12 protein-coding genes are annotated in these 16,678 nt (G+C 67.0%); 8 read left to right on the forward strand and 4 right to left on the reverse strand.

Translation table 11 applies throughout. The annotated features are described in order from the left end of the window. Nucleotides 1–201: 201 nt before the first annotated feature. Both A3Q7_RS0118425 and glnE read right to left on the reverse strand, forming a co-directional pair. Complete coding sequence (locus tag A3Q7_RS0118425) at nt 202–579, reverse strand: hypothetical protein (RefSeq protein ID WP_018413389.1); 378 nt, start codon at nt 577–579, stop codon at nt 202–204. A 48-nt stretch (nt 580–627) separates the two neighbouring features. Then, entirely contained in the window at nt 628–3,342 is a 2,715-nt protein-coding gene (glnE, locus tag A3Q7_RS0118430) for a bifunctional [glutamate--ammonia ligase]-adenylyl-L-tyrosine phosphorylase/[glutamate--ammonia-ligase] adenylyltransferase (protein ID WP_018413390.1), read from the reverse strand. Nucleotides 3,343–3,710: 368 nt separating this feature from the next. On the opposite strand from glnE, the gene A3Q7_RS0118435 reads away from it, so the two are divergent. The 8 genes from A3Q7_RS0118435 to A3Q7_RS0118470 all read left to right on the forward strand — a co-directional run bounded on the left by A3Q7_RS0118435 (nt 3,711) and on the right by A3Q7_RS0118470 (nt 14,899). Further along, entirely contained in the window at nt 3,711–7,628 is a 3,918-nt protein-coding gene (locus tag A3Q7_RS0118435) for a YhdP family protein (RefSeq protein WP_018413391.1), read from the forward strand. 40 nt (nt 7,629–7,668) lie between these two features. After that, the gene (locus tag A3Q7_RS0118440) at nt 7,669–8,496 is read left to right on the forward strand and encodes a carbon-nitrogen hydrolase family protein (protein ID WP_026225010.1); all 828 of its coding nucleotides are present in this window, start codon (nt 7,669–7,671) and stop codon (nt 8,494–8,496) included. A gap of 23 nt (nt 8,497–8,519) precedes the next feature. Then, a complete protein-coding gene (locus A3Q7_RS0118445) occupies nt 8,520–9,302 on the forward strand; it encodes an N-acyl amino acid synthase FeeM domain-containing protein (protein ID WP_018413393.1) in 783 nt (260 codons plus the stop codon). A gap of 64 nt (nt 9,303–9,366) precedes the next feature. Further along, on the forward strand, nt 9,367–10,791 hold the full coding sequence (gene tldD / locus A3Q7_RS0118450) for a metalloprotease TldD (RefSeq protein WP_018413394.1): 1,425 nt from the start codon (nt 9,367–9,369) through the stop codon (nt 10,789–10,791). 16 nt (nt 10,792–10,807) lie between these two features. Continuing rightward, nucleotides 10,808–11,329 (forward strand): DUF2062 domain-containing protein, encoded by a 522-nt coding sequence (locus tag A3Q7_RS0118455; protein WP_026225012.1) that lies wholly within the window; start codon nt 10,808–10,810, stop codon nt 11,327–11,329. A gap of 105 nt (nt 11,330–11,434) precedes the next feature. After that, nucleotides 11,435–12,505, forward strand: coding sequence for a 3-deoxy-7-phosphoheptulonate synthase AroG (aroG, locus tag A3Q7_RS0118460; RefSeq protein WP_077231412.1), 1,071 nt, complete (start codon nt 11,435–11,437; stop codon nt 12,503–12,505). Between the two features lie 5 nt (nt 12,506–12,510). Beyond that, on the forward strand, nt 12,511–14,019 hold the full coding sequence (locus tag A3Q7_RS0118465) for an ArnT family glycosyltransferase (protein WP_018413397.1): 1,509 nt from the start codon (nt 12,511–12,513) through the stop codon (nt 14,017–14,019). A 7-nt stretch (nt 14,020–14,026) separates the two neighbouring features. Beyond that, nucleotides 14,027–14,899: a decaprenyl-phosphate phosphoribosyltransferase gene (locus A3Q7_RS0118470; RefSeq protein ID WP_018413398.1), complete on the forward strand. Its 873-nt coding sequence runs from the start codon at nt 14,027–14,029 to the stop codon at nt 14,897–14,899. Nucleotides 14,900–14,943: 44 nt separating this feature from the next. Here the strand turns inward: A3Q7_RS0118470 and murI are convergent, their stop codons facing one another. Both murI and A3Q7_RS0118480 read right to left on the reverse strand, forming a co-directional pair. Continuing rightward, nucleotides 14,944–15,765, reverse strand: a complete 822-nt coding sequence (gene murI / locus A3Q7_RS0118475; protein WP_040570714.1) for a glutamate racemase — start codon at nt 15,763–15,765, stop codon at nt 14,944–14,946. Nucleotides 15,766–15,889: 124 nt separating this feature from the next. Continuing rightward, nucleotides 15,890–16,456: a cob(I)yrinic acid a,c-diamide adenosyltransferase gene (locus A3Q7_RS0118480; protein WP_018413400.1), complete on the reverse strand. Its 567-nt coding sequence runs from the start codon at nt 16,454–16,456 to the stop codon at nt 15,890–15,892. Nucleotides 16,457–16,678: the final 222 nt, after the last annotated feature.

Genomic DNA, 16,678 nt, shown 5'->3' on the forward strand with positions numbered 1-16,678 from the left:
GCAGGGCACGCCAGGACGGGTTCGGGCGATGGCCTCCGTCCGATGCGATCGCGCTCAGTGGTGCATGGATGGATGCTGCGAGGAGGGGCTGCGAAGGCGCGCGCTTCGTGCGCTGCACAGTTGCGCACGGAACGCCGTCATGGGCAGGACTGCGTTGCGCTCATGCACGGCAGGGCGACACACGGTGCCCGCGTGACCGCCTCAATAGCGGAATGGGCGACGCCAGTAGCCCCATGGATAACCGGGGTAATAGGGATAGCCGTACATCCACATGCGGTCGCGTTCGCGCATCGCTTCGCGCGCGCGCTCGGCTTCGATCAGCGTCTGCTGCATGTAGTCGATCACCTCGTCGGACACGCCGTCTTCGCGCAGCTTGGCAAGTTCCGATGCCTTGAGCGGGTAGAGGGCCCGGCTCTCTTCCATGCGCTGGATGATTTCGGCCGGCGGAATGCCGTCCTTCGACATCTGGACGATTTCGTCGGTGGTCGGCGCGGGCGGCAGCGGTGGCAGCGTCGCGCAGCCGCCAAGCATCAGTGTGAAGCCGGCCAGCAGCAGACAGTGACGCAGGCGATCATGCATGGTGGGATGCTCCGATAGGCGTATTGTCGCTGAGACTTCCGCCGCGCCTCATGAGTTCGCGTCGAACACCTGGTGCCATACCGTTTCGATGGCGGATCGTTCGGTGCAGACCTGGTCCGCCGGCAGGCGCGCCCGGGTTGCGTCGTTCAGACGCAGGCTGTGCTGCAGGCGCCTCAGTTCGCGATAGGCGTCGCCAGCGGCGCGGGCGCTGTCGGCCGGCAGCAGCCCGGCCTCGGCGGCAATGCGCAGCAGCGCGATATTGCCCAGGTTTCCGGTCAGTTCAGGGTGGTCGGCGGCATGGGCCAGCACCAGGTACTGCACCGCGAATTCGAGGTCTATCAACCCCCCGCGATCATGTTTCAGATCGAACAGTTCGGACTTGTTGGCGTGGCTGTCCATCATCTTCTGCCGCATGTCCAGCACTTCGCGGCGCAGCACCTTCGCGTCGCGCCGGCGCGTCAGCACTTCGCGCCGTATCGTTTCGAAGCGTCGTCCCACTTCGCCATCACCGGCGCTGAAGCGCGCCCGTGTCAGCGCCTGGTGCTCCCACACCCAGGCCGACTTGAGCTGGTAGTCGTGGAAGGAGGCGATCGAACTGACCAGCAGGCCGGATTCGCCGTTGGGCCGCAGCCGGGTGTCGGTTTCGAACAGGATGCCCGCGCTGGTGTGGCTGGACAGCCAGGTCAGCATGCGCTGCGCAAGCCGGGCGTAGATTTCCGGCGCCGATTCATGATCGTCGTCGAACAGGAAAATGAGGTCGAGGTCGGATGCGTAGCCCAGCTCCTTGCCGCCCAGCTTGCCGTAGGCAATGACCGCGAAGCGCGGCGGGTCGCGGTGCCGGCGCGCGAGCTTGCGCCAGCACATGTCCAGCGTCACGCGCAGCATCACGTCGGCCAGCGCGGACAGGTGATCGGACAGTCGCTCGACCGACAGCTCGCCCGCAAGGTCGCGCGCCAGCAGCCGGAACACCCAGGCGTGGTGGGCGTCGCGCATGCTGTCCATCTGTCTTTCGGTGTCGTCGCCGACTTCGTCCAGCGTGTTGCGCAGATCGGCTTCGAATCCCGGCCAGTCCGGCTCCGCAGTGAGCAGGCGCGCATCCAGCAGTTCGTCCAGAAGTATCGGGTGGCGCACCAGATAGCCGGCAGCCCAGCTCGAGGCACCGATCAGCCGCGCCACCTGCCCCAGCGCCTGCGGAAATTCGGCAAGCAGCGCCAGATAGGCCGCACGCCGGCTGATCGCCTCCAGCAGGTCCAGCCCGCGCAATGCTGTGGCCGACGGGTCGGGCGTGTCGCGGCAGGCCTCCAGCAGCTTGGGTACCAGCGCGTCGACGCGGGTGCGCGAACCGTCTGGCAACTGGCGGTAGCGGCTGCCCGCCTTGAAGGCGGCCAGCCGGTGCGCCAGATCGTCGGTGCGGGCGAAGCCCATGCCGGCCAGCGCGCCGGCGCAGTCCTCGCACTGTTCGATGTCCTGCCACACCGCGCGCGGCGTCGAACTGTCCTGTTCCTGGGCGCCGAACACCGCTTCGAAGTGGCGGCTCACGCGCGACCGGTGCACGTCCAGTTCGTCCATCAGCGCGGCGTGATCGCGATGGCCCATGGCGGACGCGATGAGTGCCTGCTCGTCCGGCGTCGCGGGCAGGCGGTGGGTCTGCGCGTCCTCGACGTACTGCAGACGGTGCTCCAGGCGACGCAGGAACACATAGGCCGCCTGCAGCTCGGCCACAGCCTCCTCGCCCAGTACGCCGCGCAAGGCGAGCCGGTCCAGCACCTTCTGGGTGGGACGGATCTGCAGTGCGCTCTCGCGACCGCCGCGTATGAGCTGGAATACCTGGGCGATGAATTCGATTTCGCGTATGCCGCCCGGCCCCAGCTTGATGTTGTCCGCCATGTCGCGGCGCGCCACTTCGCGCCGGATCTGCGCATGCAGGTCGCGCATCGCGTTGATGGCGCCGAAATCCAGGTACTTGCGGAATACGAAAGGCTTGCGCAGCGCCTCCAGTTCCTCGTCACGCCCGCCGGTCAGTGCACGTGCCTTGATCCAGGCGTAGCGCTCCCATTCGCGGCCCTGGGTGACGAAATAGTTCTCGAGCATGTCGAAACTGCAGGCGAGCGGACCGGAGTCGCCGTTTGGCCGCAGTCTCATGTCCACGCGGAACACGAAGCCATCCTCGGTCACGTCCGCCAGCAGTTCGATCACCTTGCGGCCCATGCGCGTGAAGAAGTCGAAATTGTCGATGCGCTTGCCCGGCCCCTCGGGCGTATCGCCATCCGTTTCGCCTGCTTCCGGGTAGACGAAGATGAAGTCCACATCGGAGCTCACATTCAGTTCGCGTCCCCCCAGTTTGCCCATGCCGATGCAGATGAAGGGCTGGATGGCACCGTCGGTTTCGCCGCGCGGCTGGCCGAAGCGCTGCACCAGCCCGGCGCGCGCCGCCTGTTCCGCGCTGCGGAGCGTGATCTCCGCCAGCAGCGTCATGCCTTCGGTGACTTCGTCGAGGTCGGCCAGTCCGCCCAGATCGCGCGCAATGAGCTGGCACAGGGTGCGGATGCGCAGACGGCGCAGCGCCGATTTCAGCGCGGCCTCGTCGTCGGTCGGCGCCGGTGTGCGGGCGAACCACGATGCGATGGCCTCGGCATCGACCGCGACATCCAGCGCCGCGCGCAGTGCGTCCAGCAGGAGCGGATCGGCCGCGAGCTGACGGTCGAGATAGCGGCTGTGGCGGCGGGCGGATTCGATGAGGGCAGTCGCGGCGGCGGAGTCCATGGTGCATCCTCGGGTTCAAGGGGGTGGATTAGAACGGCAATGTGCGCCCGGCTGCGCGGCGCGTCCGTTCATGAAAACGCCGGGCCGGGCGAAGCCCGACCCGGGGGCGTCTGCCCAGCCATCCTGCAGCCTGCCCGCACCGTGCCCTACCCCCGCCAACCGCACCCACGACGCCGATCAGATCAGGTTTTCCGGATCATGGACGACGGCCGACGGCCAGGGCAGCCGGGCGACGGCAATACAGTCCTTGCAGGACGGCTGTGTTGCCCGGCTGAACGCGATGCGAAGCGCGCTCGTGTTGCGGGTACACTTGACGATCGTTTCACGAAAGCGGTCGGGTCCGGCTTGACTGCACGCAAAGATACATCTTGTCCCAGTCCAGCATCGACGATCAGGTCGTAGCCGCGCCATCTCCACACGCCCCGGCACGCGCGGGCCGGCGCCGCCCGCTCGCGGGCCTGCTGTCGGCCGGCCTGCTGACCTACATCGTGCTCGCGGCTTTCGTCCTTGTTGCGCGCCACTGGATACTGCCGGACGTGGACGCTTACCGTCCGCGCATCGAACAGGCTCTGGGCGAGGCGTTGCAGCGGCAGGTCCGGATAGACGCGCTGAGCGCGGACTGGACCGGCCTGCATCCGCAGCTCAGTCTGCGCGGCCTCGTATTGCTCGACGAATCCGGTGCGCCAGCGCTGCGACTGGAGCAGGTGGAGGCGGCACTCGGATTTTCCTCGCTGTTGCGCGGCGAACTGCATCTGCACCGGCTGGATATCAACGGGCCTGACCTGCGCATTCGACGCGCCGCGGACGGCCGCCTGTTCGTGGCAGGTCTGGAGGTGCAGCGCGATGGTGAGCGAGGCGGTTTCATGCGCTGGCTGCTGTCCCAGGGCCAGATCAATATCCGCGGAGCGCGCCTCGAGTGGCAGGACGAGCGGCGCCCTGGGGCGCCGTCGCTGCAGTTGTCCGACGTCGATGCGCGGCTGGACAATTTCGGGCGCAATCACCGTTTCGGCCTCAACGCACATCCGCCGCGCGAACTTGCGCAGTCGCTCGAACTGCGCGGCGATGTGTCGCTGCCGGACATCGACCGTCCGGCCTCCGCCTCGGGCGATCTGTTCCTGTCCCTGCTGGGCGCCGACATGGCGGTGTGGCGGCACTGGGTGGACTATCCGGTCGAGCTGCCGCAGGGGCGCGGTGCCACGCGGATATGGAGCCGCTTCGAGGGCGAGCGCTTGACCGGTGTGCGCGCAGAGCTGGCGCTCGCCGACGTGAAGCTGCGCCTCGCCCCCGATCTGCCCATGTTCGATCTCGCCAGCCTGTCCGGTCTGATCAGTGCCGAACAGGTGAGCAGCGAACGCATCGTTGCGTCGGCGCGGCAACTGCAATTGACCACCAAGGATGGACTGGAGCTCACGCCCACCAGCCTGGACCTGCGCTGGCAGGCGGCAAGCGGCGGTCAGCCGGCACAGGGCGACATGTCGGCGAATGCGCTCGATCTCGATGCGCTGACCCGCATGTCGGCCTATCTTCCCTTGTCGCAGGCGGTGCGCGAGCGCCTGCAGCAGCATGCCGCGCGCGGCTGGCTGCGCGAACTCGACGGCGGCTGGACCGGCGAGCTGTCCGCGCCCGACAGTTTCCGCATCAATGCGCGGCTGGAGGGTGTCGGCCTGTCCGCGGTGGGCGAGCTGCCCGGTGTGTCCGGCCTGTCGGGGCGGATAGAGGGGTCGGATCTGCGCGGAACGCTGCAGATCGATGCCCCCGATCTTCAGCTCAGCCTGCCGGCGGTGTTTCCCGAGCCGGACATCGCGTTTTCGCAGTTCAGATTGCGTGCGGCCTGGCAGCGCAACGACGGCGCGACCGAGCTGGCGCTGGAATCGCTCGCTTTCCGCAACGCGCACGTTCAGGGGCAGGCGCGAGGCCGCTACCGAACGGGCGAGCGCGGCGGCGACATCGACATCGAAGCGCGCTTGACCGATGGCGACCCGCGCGCGGTGTGGCGCTATCTGCCGCATTCGGTCGGACCGGACACGCGCGACTGGCTGCGTACGGCACTGGCGGCGGGGCGCGTGCCGGAGGCCACGTTGCGGCTGCGCGGCCACCTTGCCGATTTCCCGTTCGACCGGCCCGGTTCCGGTGTTTTCCAGGTGCGGGTGAAGGCGGAGGAGGCCACGCTCGACTTCGGCCATGAATGGCCGCCCCTGACCGGCTTGCGTGCGGACGTGCTGTTCGAGGGGCGACGCATGCTGGTGACCGGCCGCGACGGACGCATTCTGAATGCCCGTGTCGGCCCGACCACTGCGGAGATTCCGGATCTGTGGGCGCACGAGGAAGTGTTGGTGGTGAAGGGCTCGGCCAGCGGTGCCACCAGTGAATTCCTCCGCTATATCGATGCCAGCCCGGTCGGCGCGCGCATCGAGGGGTTCACCGCCGGCATGCGTGCCGAGGGCAATGGCAAGCTGCAGCTCGGCCTGACCATACCGCTGCGCCATTCGCGCGACAGCCGGGTGGAGGGCGAATACAGTTTCACCGGCAACCGGTTGCGGATCGATGCGGCGATGCCGCCGCTCGACGATGCGGCCGGTCGCATCGCCTTCACCGACAGCAGTCTCACGATACGGGGTGCGCAGGCCAGCGTGCTCGGTTTTCCGATGACGCTGGATGTGAGCACGGCTGCGAATGGTGCGGTGAACGTGGAGGCACGCGGTCGCGCCTCGGCCGACGCGCTGCGTGCGCAGATCGGGCAGAGCTGGATGGACGCGCTGTCCGGCAGCGCGACCTGGCAGGCGCGAATCGCGGTGCGTCGCGATGCGAGCGACGTCGTTCTGGAGGCGGATCTGGCGCAGATGGCGTCGGCGCTGCCGGCGCCGCTGGGCAAGCCGCTGGGCGAGCCGCTGGCGCTGCGGGTGGAGCGTTTCGCCGGCATGGATGCGCGCGAAATGGCGCGGCGCGGCCTGCCATCGATCGGCGCCGACCGCGAACTGCTGCGCGTGAGCGCCGGGCGCCTGGGCGCGGCCGACATCGTGCGGCGCCAGGGCGTCGTGGAGCGCGCTGCGATCGGCCTGCCGCAGATGCCGCCGCTGCCCGATGCCGGCATCGCGCTCGTCCTCAGCGGCGACACCATCGATCTGGATGCGCTGTCCCGGACATTCGGTGCGGCGGGCGGCGCGGAATCCGGAGCGGAGGCGCCACCGCCGGGCCGCGTGCGCATCGACGCCCGCAACCTCAAGGTGGCCGGGCACTGGCTGGATGGCGTGAAGGCGGATGCCCAGCGGCACGGCGAACGGTGGGACATCGACCTGACCAGTTCGCAGGCGCGCGGCAAGCTGAGCTGGCTGCCGCAGGGCAAGGGTCAGGTGACGGCGCGCTTCGAGCGACTGCGCCTGGACAGTCCGGAAGACGAGCGTGCCCAGGTCAGCAGTACCGATGCGCAGGACGAACCGGACGAACTGCCGGCGCTGGATATCGAAGCGGATCAGTTCGTGCTCGATGGCCGTCAGCTCGGGCGGCTGGAGCTGCGCGCGCGCAACGAGCGGCGCGCCTGGCTGATCGATCAGCTTGTGCTCAGCGTGCCCGAAGGCAGCTTCGTGGGCAGCGGTGCCTGGGGACGTCCGACCGGCGGTCCGCGCGGCGGGCGGGAAACCCGCATCGGCTTCGAAATCCGCGCCAGCGACGCCGGACGCTTGCTGGAACGCCTTGGCCACGCCGGGGTGCTGCGCCGGGGCACCGCGAGCCTGAAGGGAACCCTGAGCTGGCAGGGCAGTCCGCTGTCCATCGACTACCTTTCGCTGGGCGGCGCCTTCGAGCTGAAGGCCGACGACGGACAGTTCAGCAAGATCAGCCCCGGTGCCGGCCGGCTGCTCGGCATACTGAGCCTGCAGTCCTTGCCCCGTCGCATCACGCTGGATTTCCGCGACGTATTCAGCGAAGGCTTCGCTTTCGATCGCGTGCGCGGGAATGTGAAGGTGGAGCGTGGCATCATGACCACCCGTGATCTCGAACTGGCCGGGCCGGCCGCCCAGGTGAAGATCACAGGCAGTGTCGATGTGTCTGCGGAAACGCAGAATCTGGTCGTGAACGTCCAGCCGGCGCTCAGCGACAGCGTGTCGGTTGGCGCGCTGATCGCCAATCCGGCGGTGGGCGTGGCCACCTATCTTGCGCAGAAGGTGTTGAAGGATCCGCTCGGCCAGATGTTCGCGTTCCGTTATGCCGTAACAGGGTCGTGGGACGATCCGGCCGTGAGCAAGCTCGGGGAGCAGCCGGCCGCGTCGTCGGCCGCACCCGCTCGCTGACCCGATGGCCGTGCTGCCGTCTTCGGAGGAATTTTCATCGATGAACACGCCGGATGCTTCCGCATTGACCCGGGTTGCCGCCGTCCAGATGGTGTCGGGCCCCGATGTATCGGCCAATCTGGCCGAGGCCGGGCACTGGATTGCCGAAGCCGCCCGGCAGGGCGCGCGCCTGGTTGCGCTGCCCGAATATTTCCCGCTCATTTCCGGAGACGAGGCGGACAAGATCGCGATCCGCGAGGCGGAGGGCGCGGGACCGATACAGCGCTTCCTGTCGGACACGGCGCGCCGTCACGGCATCTGGCTGATCGGCGGTTCGGTGCCGCTGGCGGCCGAGGTGCCGGACAAGGTGCGCAACACCTGCCTCGCGTACGCGCCCGACGGCAGCCAGATCGCGCGCTACGACAAGGTGCATCTGTTCGCCTTCTCGCGCGGGAGCGAGAACTATGACGAGGCGCGCACGATAGAGGCCGGCCAGCAGCCGGTGGCCATCGATACCCCGTTCGGGCGAGTCGGCCTGTCCATCTGTTATGACCTGCGCTTTCCTGAATACTTCCGTGCCCTGGGCGACATGAAACTGCTGGTGCTGGGGGCCGCCTTCACCGAAACCACCGGGCGCGCTCACTGGGAACTGCTGCTGCGCGCGCGCGCGGTGGAAAACCAGTGCTATGTGCTGGCCGCGGCGCAGGGCGGCGTGCATCCGTCCGGGCGGCGCACCTGGGGGGATTCCATGCTGATCGACCCCTGGGGCAATGTACTGAACCGGCTGGCGCGCGGCCCCGGAGTGGTCCTGGGCGATATGGATGGCGACTATCTCCTTGAGATCAGGCAGAATCTTCCCGCACTGGGACACCGCAAGCTGTCCTGCTGACGCCCGTTTCCGCGAACCGAAAAATGGTCGACGACCCCTCCACGAATACGTCGAACTTCCCGCAGACACTCGCCGAAGTGACGGTGATGGATGTCGATCGCCTGCGTTCGATGTGCATCGAGCAGGAGGACATTCCGGGCACGCGTGAAATGGCGCAGCAGAAGGACAAGTTCCGCGTGCGCCTGCTGAGCAGCGACCGCGACAAGCGCGAGGGCACCAGCCTGCTGATCGAGAAGATGTATTCGTGGCGCGGCTATCACACCAAGAAGCACATAGACGAAACGCCGAACCGCATCACGCTGGTAGCCGAATTCGACGGTCACATCTATGGCACGGTGACGGTCAATCTCGATTCCGATACCGGTCTGTCCGCCGATGAAACCTATCCCGACGTGATGAAGGCCCTGCGGGACCAGGGCCGGCGCGTGTGCGAGGTGGGCAAGTTCGCGGTGGAGCAGTCCGTGCGCTCCAAGCGGCTCATGGGCACGCTGTTCCACCTGATGTCCATCTACGCCTTCCGCATCCAGGACTGCGACGACGCGCTGATCGAGGTGAATCCGCGTCATCGACTGTTCTACGAGAAATACCTCGATTTCGCCGCTGCCGCCGAGGAGCGGACCTGCCAGCGCGTGGGCGCACCCGCCGTGCTGTTGCGGCTGACACGCGAAACCTATCGTGCCCGAGTCGATGAACTGGGAGGACGATGGCGTGATCTGAAGGAGGAGAAGTCGATGTACAAGTACTTCTTTCCTCCCTCCGAAGAGGACGCCATCGCCCAGCGGCTGGGCCACCCCATAAAGACCTGAATGGATCGACCCGATGAATAGTGCTGTTGCCCTGCCGACCGAGCCCGTAGACGGGGCCGACCTGATGAATGCCGCGCGTGCCACGCTGCTCGCGCCCTTCGACCTCGATCGCGGCGAACTCGACCGCGTATTCGGTCTGCTCGGTGCCCACCGCATCGACTACGCCGACCTCTATTTCCAGTACCAGTGCAGCGAGGCCTGGAGCCTGGAAGAGGGCATCGTGAAATCGGGCAGCTTCAATATCGAACAGGGCGTGGGCGTGCGCGCGATCCAGGGCGACAAGACGGCATTCGCCTATTCCGACGAAATCAGCCTGCCGGCGCTCGAAGCCGCAGCGCGCGCCACGCGCGCCATCGCCGCGCAGGGCCAGAGCCTGAGCGCGCGCACCGTGCTGTCGTCGTCGCCGGCGCCCCTCTATTCGGCGCGCAATCCTCACGATTCGCTGTCCGATATCGAGAAGGTGAAGCTGCTCGAACGTATCGAGGGCTATGCGCGGGCCGAGGACGGCCGCGTCACGCAGGTGATGGCGCATGTCGCCGGCACCCACGAGATCATCATGGTGATGCGCCATGACGGACATATGGCTGCCGATGTGCGGCCGCTGGTGCGCGTTTCGGTCACCGTCATCATGCAGGACGGTACCCGGCGCGAGCAGGGCTCGTCCGGTGGCGGCGGCCGTTTCGATTACGGCTGTTTCACCGACGAGGTGCTGCGCGACTACGCGCGGCGAGCCGTGCACCAGGCGCGCGTGAACCTGGATGCCCGGCCGGCGCCGGCCGGCACCATGAGCGTGGTACTCGGTCCGGGCTGGCCCGGCATCCTGCTGCACGAGGCGATCGGCCATGGCCTGGAAGGCGATTTCAACCGCAAGGGCAGTTCCGCCTTTGCCGGCCGCATCGGCCAGCAGGTTGCCGCGCGCGGCGTGACCGTGGTGGATGACGGCACCTTGCCCAACCGCCGCGGCTCGCTCACCGTGGACGACGAAGGCAATCCCACCCGCTGCACCACCCTGATCGAGGATGGCATCCTGGTCGGCTACATGCAGGACAGCCTGAATGCGCGACTGATGGGCGTCGCGCCCACCGGCAATGGCCGGCGCGAAAGCTTCGCTCATCTGCCCATGCCGCGCATGACCAACACCTATATGCTCAATGGCGACCGCGATCCGGAGGACATCATCCGCTCGGTCAAGAAGGGTCTGTACGCGGTCAATTTCGGCGGTGGCCAGGTCGATATCACCAGCGGCAAGTTCGTGTTCTCCGGCGCCGAGGTCTACATGATCGAAAATGGCCGCGTGACCTATCCGGTCAAGGGCGCCACGCTGATCGGCAACGGTCCGGATGCGCTGACCCGGGTGTCCATGATAGGCAACGACATGGCGCTCGACAGCGGCGTGGGCACCTGCGGCAAGGAGGGGCAGAGCGTACCGGTCGGTGTCGGCCAGCCGACCTTGCGCATCGATGGTCTGACCGTGGGGGGCACGGCCTGAGGGCTTGCCGTCTGTCATGCCACCCTGGTTGAGACGCTGGATTCCTACCCGCGAGCAGATACTTGCGACGCGCGCGCTCGCCCCGTTCGCGCGACATCTGGGCGACGAGCGGCTGTGGAGTCCGGACCGGAAAAGTGTGGCGCGTGCGGTGTCCATCGGCCTGTTCTTCGGGCTCATGATCCCGTTCGCGCAATTCCTGTTCGCGATACTGACCGCGTTGCTGCTGCGCGCCCACATCGTGACCAGCGCAGCCTGTACCCTGATCACCAATCCATTCACCTTTCCGCCCATCTACTGGGCGGCCTACGAACTGGGCAGCCTGGTACTCGCCAAACCGTCCGCGCCGGCCGAGGCGAGCCAGATCGAACAGAGCGCGGGGCGCATCGGCGAACTGGCGACCGGCTGGCTGGAGGGGTTCTGGATCTGGCTCGGTGCGGCCGGGCTGCCGCTGGTGACCGGCCTGTTCATCATGGCCTGTACTGCGTCCTTGCTCGGCTATCTGGCCGTGCACCTGCTGTGGCGCGAGCGCAATCACTGAAGCCGCAAACCGCGCTCGACCGGCGGCGCGGCGGGTTAGAATCCACCCTTCGACAACGGCGGCCGGCCGCCAGGGCTGTAACGACTGAAAGCCATGAACGCACCCATGCACATGATCACTGACGACGTCCGCATCAAGGAAATCCGGGAACTCCTGCCGCCCACCCATCTGCTGACCGAGCTGCCGGCAAGCGATGTGGCTGCGCAGACCACCTTCGGCGCCCGCCAGGCCATCCATCGCATCCTGCGTGGCGCCGACGATCGCCTGCTGGTGGTGATCGGTCCGTGTTCAATACACGATTACAAGGCGGGCATGGAGTACGCCAAGCTGTTGAAGGCGCAGCGCCAGCGCCTGGCCGGCGAGCTGGAAATCGTCATGCGTGTCTATTTCGAGAAGCCGCGCACCACGGTGGGCTGGAAGGGCCTGATCAACGATCCGCATCTCGACAACAGCTTCAAGATCAACGAAGGCCTGCAACTGGCCCGGCGCATCCTGCTCGAGGTCAACGAGCTCGGCCTGCCCGCCGGCACCGAGTTCCTCGACACCATCACGCCGCAGTACACCGCCGATCTCGTGGCCTGGGGGGCCATCGGTGCCCGTACCACGGAAAGCCAGGTGCACCGCGAACTGGCATCCGGGCTGTCCTGCCCGGTCGGCTTCAAGAACGGCACCGACGGCAATGTGCGCATCGCCTCCGACGCGATCAAGTCGGCGCAGTCGCCGCACGTTTTCCTGTCGGTCACCAAGGCCGGACATTCGGCCATCGTGTCCACCACCGGCAACGAGGACTGCCACGTCATCCTGCGCGGCGGCAAGGAGCCGAACTACGACGCCGAAGCGGTGGACAAGGTGTGCCGTGAACTGGCCTCGGCCGGCGTGCCGGCCAAGGTGATGATCGACTTCTCGCATGCCAACAGCCGCAAGCAGTGCGCGCTGCAGATGGATGTGGCGCGCGACGTCGCGGCCCAGCTCGCCTGTGGCGAGGACCGCATATTCGGCGTGATGGTCGAATCACACCTGAAGGAAGGCCGGCAGGATCTGGTTGCCGGCAAGGCGCCGGAGTACGGCATGAGCATTACCGATGCCTGCCTCGGCTGGGACAGGAGCGTCGAACTGCTCGACGTGCTCGCCGAGGCGGTGCGTGCCCGTCGTCGCGCGCTGGCCGATCGCGACTGAACGGGGTGTTCGCGCTGACCACGACGGCGCCAGCATCGAGCTGGCGCCGTTTCTATTTCGTCTGCCTGCTGCTTACCCTGGCCTTCCGCGGCTGGCTGGGTGCGGTGCTGCCGTTTACCGGTGACGAAGCGTATTTCTACTGGTGGGGCCGGATTCCGGCGGGCGGTTTCTACGATCACCCGCCCATGGTGGGCTGGTGGCTGGCCGGCCTGATCGCGGTTTCGGAAGCCGAATGGTGGCTGCGCCTGCCGGCCATCGTCCAGCCGGCGCTGTTGTCGGCCATGCTGCTGGCTTTCCTGCGCGGCGAGGTGGCGGCAGTGCGCTGGGGAACGGCCAGTCTGGTGCTGCTGGCACCGGCCAGCGTGCTGGACGTGCTCATTACCACCGACATTCCTCTGGTCTATTTCAGCGTGGCATCCGCCCTGCTGTTCCTGCACGCGCAGGCCCGTCGCTCGATGCCGGCGTTCGCGCTGGCCGGTCTGCTGCTCGGCGGGGCTTTCCTGTCCAAGTACTTCTCCGTACTGCTCGGACTGGCCTATGTCGCCTGGGCATTGTGGCGGCCCGCCGCATGGAAATGGCGCGGCCTGGGGCTGCTGGTGCTGTGCGCACTGCCGGCCGGCCTGTACAACGCGTGGTGGAACAGCCAGCACTGCTGGGCCAACGTGATGTTCAATGTGTTCAACCGTCACGGGAATGCCCATCTGTCGTGGGAAACGCCGCTGCTCTATGTGCTGATGATGGTGTGGCTGCTCACGCCCATGGTGAGCTGGCGGCTGCTGCGGGCGCCCGCGCTGTGGCGCATGCAGCCGGCGCTGCCGTGGCTGGTGTGGCTGCCGCTGGCGGTGTTCGCGCTGCTGTCCCTGGTCAAGACCATAGGTCTGCACTGGGTGTTTTCCTTCGTACCGCTGGCTTTCCTGCTCTACGCGCGCATCGTGCCCGCCGATGCGCTTGGGCGCACGCTGAAGATCGCCGCCGTGCTGGCGCTTGTACACGTCGCCGGCGTGCTCGCCTTCGCCACGACGTCGGTCGAGTCCTGGGCCGACCGTCTGGGGCCGCGCAAGTACGCCGGCATCGTGCAGACCGTGAAACCGCTCGAGGTGATCGCCGCGCTGGGCAGCGACGTCGACCGTTATGTGCTGATGACCGACGGCTATTCGCCCTCGGTCACCATGGGCTACAACCACCGCCGTTACTGGCCGGTGTTCGGCCCGGCGTCCAGTCATGCGCGCCACGACGATGTGCTGACCGATTTCCGTGCGCTGGCCGGTCGCGACATCCTGATACTGAGCAAGGAAAAGCCCGATCTCGCGGATTACGCGCCGTACTTCCGGGCGGTGAGCGAGGATGCGCTGCAGGTGCGCGGTGCGACCTTCTGGCGCATACGCGGCCACGGATTCGACTACCCCGCCTACCACAAGGGCGTGCTCGAACCTGCCCGGCGGCTGTGGTACGCCATCCCGACATGGCTGCCGGATTGCGGCTGCTATTTCGAGGAACGCTATTTCGAGCGATGAGCCGCGCATGATGCCCGCTGCACTGCAACTGCTGCGTCCGAAGCAATGGGTGAAGAACGGCTTCGTGTTCTTTGGTCTGGTGTTCGGCCATGCCTGGCACACTCCCGGCATGCTGCAGGCGGCAGCGCTCGCATTCGTCGCCTTCTGCCTCATGTCGAGTGCGGTCTATGCGCTGAATGACTTCCGCGACGTCGCACAGGACAGGCTGCACCCGGTGAAGCGCCTGCGTCCGCTGGCATCCGGCGCCTTGTCACCTTCGGTCGCGGTGCTGCTGACCGGACTGTGTTCGGCCGGCGCGCTCATCGTTGCTTACCAGGTCGGCGAAAAGCTGGTCTGGCTGCTGTGCATCTACGGGCTGATCAACCTCGGCTACAGCTATGGTCTGAAACGCGTGGTCGTGCTCGACGTGTTCCTGATCAGCGCGGGCTTCATGCTGCGCCTGCTGGCCGGTACCACCGGCCTGGGCATTCCGCCGTCGAACTGGCTGCTCATGTGCGGCATGCTGCTCACGCTGTTCCTCGGGTTTGCCAAGCGGCGGGCGGAAATGCTGCTGATGGACAGCGAGGGCGGCGCGCATCGCAAGGTGCTCGACCAGTACTCGCCGGCCTTGCTGGACCAGCTCACGACGCTGACCGGCGCCTGCGCGGTGGTGGCGTATGCGCTCTACACGGTGGATGAGGAAACGGTGCGCATCCACGGCACGTCCGACCTCATCTACACCTTGCCCTTCGTGCTGTACGGGCTGTGCCGCTATCTCTATCTGATGCACCGCCAGGGCAGTGGCGGTGACCCGTCGCAGGACCTGTTCCGCGATGTCCACCTCATCGTGGCCATGCTGGGCTGGATGGCGGTGATTGCGGTGCTGCTGCGCGTGACCTGAGCGTCGCCGCGGCCCCGATGCGGTCGACGGCCCGGCGGTCTCGTTCAGGATGCCCGATCGCAGTCCTCCAGGCTCAGCGCCGACAGGTCCGCCGCAGCGTGCCACAGCGCGCGCAGCGCGGGCAGCGCATGCTCGGGGCGGGCGCTCGTGAGGAAGTGTTCCGTGCCGGCAGGGCCGTGCCGGCGCAGGCCTGCTTCATCCAGCCGGCGCTGCAACTGACGCGATACGGCAAGACCGGTATCGATCACGCTGACGCCGGGACCTGCTTCCTGCTGGATCAGTGGCCGCAGGAAGGGATAGTGCGTGCAGCCGAGCACGATCACGTCCGCGCCGGCATCGATGAGCGGGCGCACATGGCTGCGCACCAGGCTGCGCGTCGCGTCACTCGCGAAGTCGCCGCGTTCCACTGCCTCGACCAGGCCGCTGCCCGAGCGCGTCACGACCCGGATGTCCCGGCCGAAAGTATCGAGCAATGCGGCGAAGCGGCTGCTGGCCAGTGTGCCGGTGGTGGCCAGTACGCCCACCGTGCCGCAGCGCGTGGCCGCCACCGCCGGCTTGACCGCCGGCTCCATCGCGATCACCGGCACCCGGGGCCAGCGTTCGCGCAGTGCGGGTGCGGCGGCGGCGGTGGCGGTGTTGCAGGCGACCAGCAGCGCCTTCGCGCCGCGATCCAGCAGATGGCCCGCCAGCGCGAGACTGCGCGCGCGTATCCAGTCCGCCGAGCGCTCGCCGTAAGGCGCGAAGCCCGAATCGGCGATATAGATGAAATCCTCTTCCGGCAGTTGCGCGCGCGCATGGCGCAGCACAGAAAGTCCACCCAGGCCGGAATCGAAAACGCCCACCGGTGAGTCGGGAGATCTGGCCACTCCACTTCCCCTATCGTCGATCACGCGGGCAGCGCCTTTGTCCAGCAGCGGTGCGCACCGCTGTTGTCGGCCGCATCCCCGCCGGGTGCACAGGGCCTGTACTCATGTCGCTCAGGAGGACGAATCAGCCGCTCTCGCCGTCATGCGCCCGGCCGCGCTGCCACAGCACGTCGCCGCGGCCGGCCAGCCTGTTGAAGGTGCGACCGAGCACGAACAGCAGGTCGGACAGCCGGTTCAGGTACTGGCGGCTGGCTTCCGATACCTTGCCCTGTTCGGCGGCGGCGATCACCATGCGTTCGGCGCGCCGGCAGATCGTTCTTGCCAGATGGGCCTGCGCCGCCGCCCGCGTGCCGCCCGGCAGGATGAATTCCTTCAGCGGCGCCAGCTCGGCGTTGAGCTTTTCCAGTTCGGCATCCAGACGGGCCACCTGTCCGGCCTTCAGCAGGTGATAGCCCGGGATGGCCAGTTCGCCGCCAAGATCGAACAGATCGTGCTGGATTTCCGTCAGCAGCGCCGCCAGTTCCGCCGGCATATCTTCGCACAGAAGCAGGCCGAGCGCGCTGTTCAGTTCATCGACATCGCCCAGCGCATGAATGCGCGCGGACGATTTCGAAACCCGGGTACCGTCGCCGAGGCCGGTCTCGCCACCATCCCCGGTGCGCGTGGCGATCTTGGATAGTCTGTGACCCATGTCGAGTGATGTGATGAATAAGATGTTCTGATCGCTGGTGCGTGCCTATATAAGGCGTTCGCACGATAGAATGGCACATCATCCCATGCTTGGGTCTGTTGGGCATCGTTTCGAACGCATCGATCCGGCGAAGCGCCGGAAGCATGTGCGAACCCTGCCCGGTCGGCCCTACGCCCACCCGGCGGCAGCAGGATATGCGGGCGGCCATCATCCGGCAGCGCT

Source organism: Methyloversatilis thermotolerans (assembly GCF_000372885.1).
Classification (GTDB): domain Bacteria; phylum Pseudomonadota; class Gammaproteobacteria; order Burkholderiales; family Rhodocyclaceae; genus Methyloversatilis; species Methyloversatilis thermotolerans.

Excerpts from the sequence above, each read along its gene's own strand:
- A3Q7_RS0118455 (WP_026225012.1), top strand. The coding sequence starts at position 10,808 with ATGCCACCCTGGTTGAGACGCTGGATTCCTACCCGCGAGCAGATACTT.
- tldD (WP_018413394.1), top strand. The coding sequence starts at position 9,367 with ATGAATGCCGCGCGTGCCACGCTGCTCGCGCCCTTCGACCTCGATCGC.
- A3Q7_RS0118425 (WP_018413389.1), bottom strand. The coding sequence starts at position 579 with ATGCATGATCGCCTGCGTCACTGTCTGCTGCTGGCCGGCTTCACACTG.
- A3Q7_RS0118440 (WP_026225010.1), top strand. The coding sequence starts at position 7,669 with ATGAACACGCCGGATGCTTCCGCATTGACCCGGGTTGCCGCCGTCCAG.
- A3Q7_RS0118480 (WP_018413400.1), bottom strand. The coding sequence starts at position 16,456 with ATGGGTCACAGACTATCCAAGATCGCCACGCGCACCGGGGATGGTGGC.
- A3Q7_RS0118470 (WP_018413398.1), top strand. The coding sequence starts at position 14,027 with ATGATGCCCGCTGCACTGCAACTGCTGCGTCCGAAGCAATGGGTGAAG.
- glnE (WP_018413390.1), bottom strand. The coding sequence starts at position 3,342 with ATGGACTCCGCCGCCGCGACTGCCCTCATCGAATCCGCCCGCCGCCAC.
- A3Q7_RS0118445 (WP_018413393.1), top strand. The coding sequence starts at position 8,520 with ATGGTCGACGACCCCTCCACGAATACGTCGAACTTCCCGCAGACACTC.
- aroG (WP_077231412.1), top strand. The coding sequence starts at position 11,435 with ATGCACATGATCACTGACGACGTCCGCATCAAGGAAATCCGGGAACTC.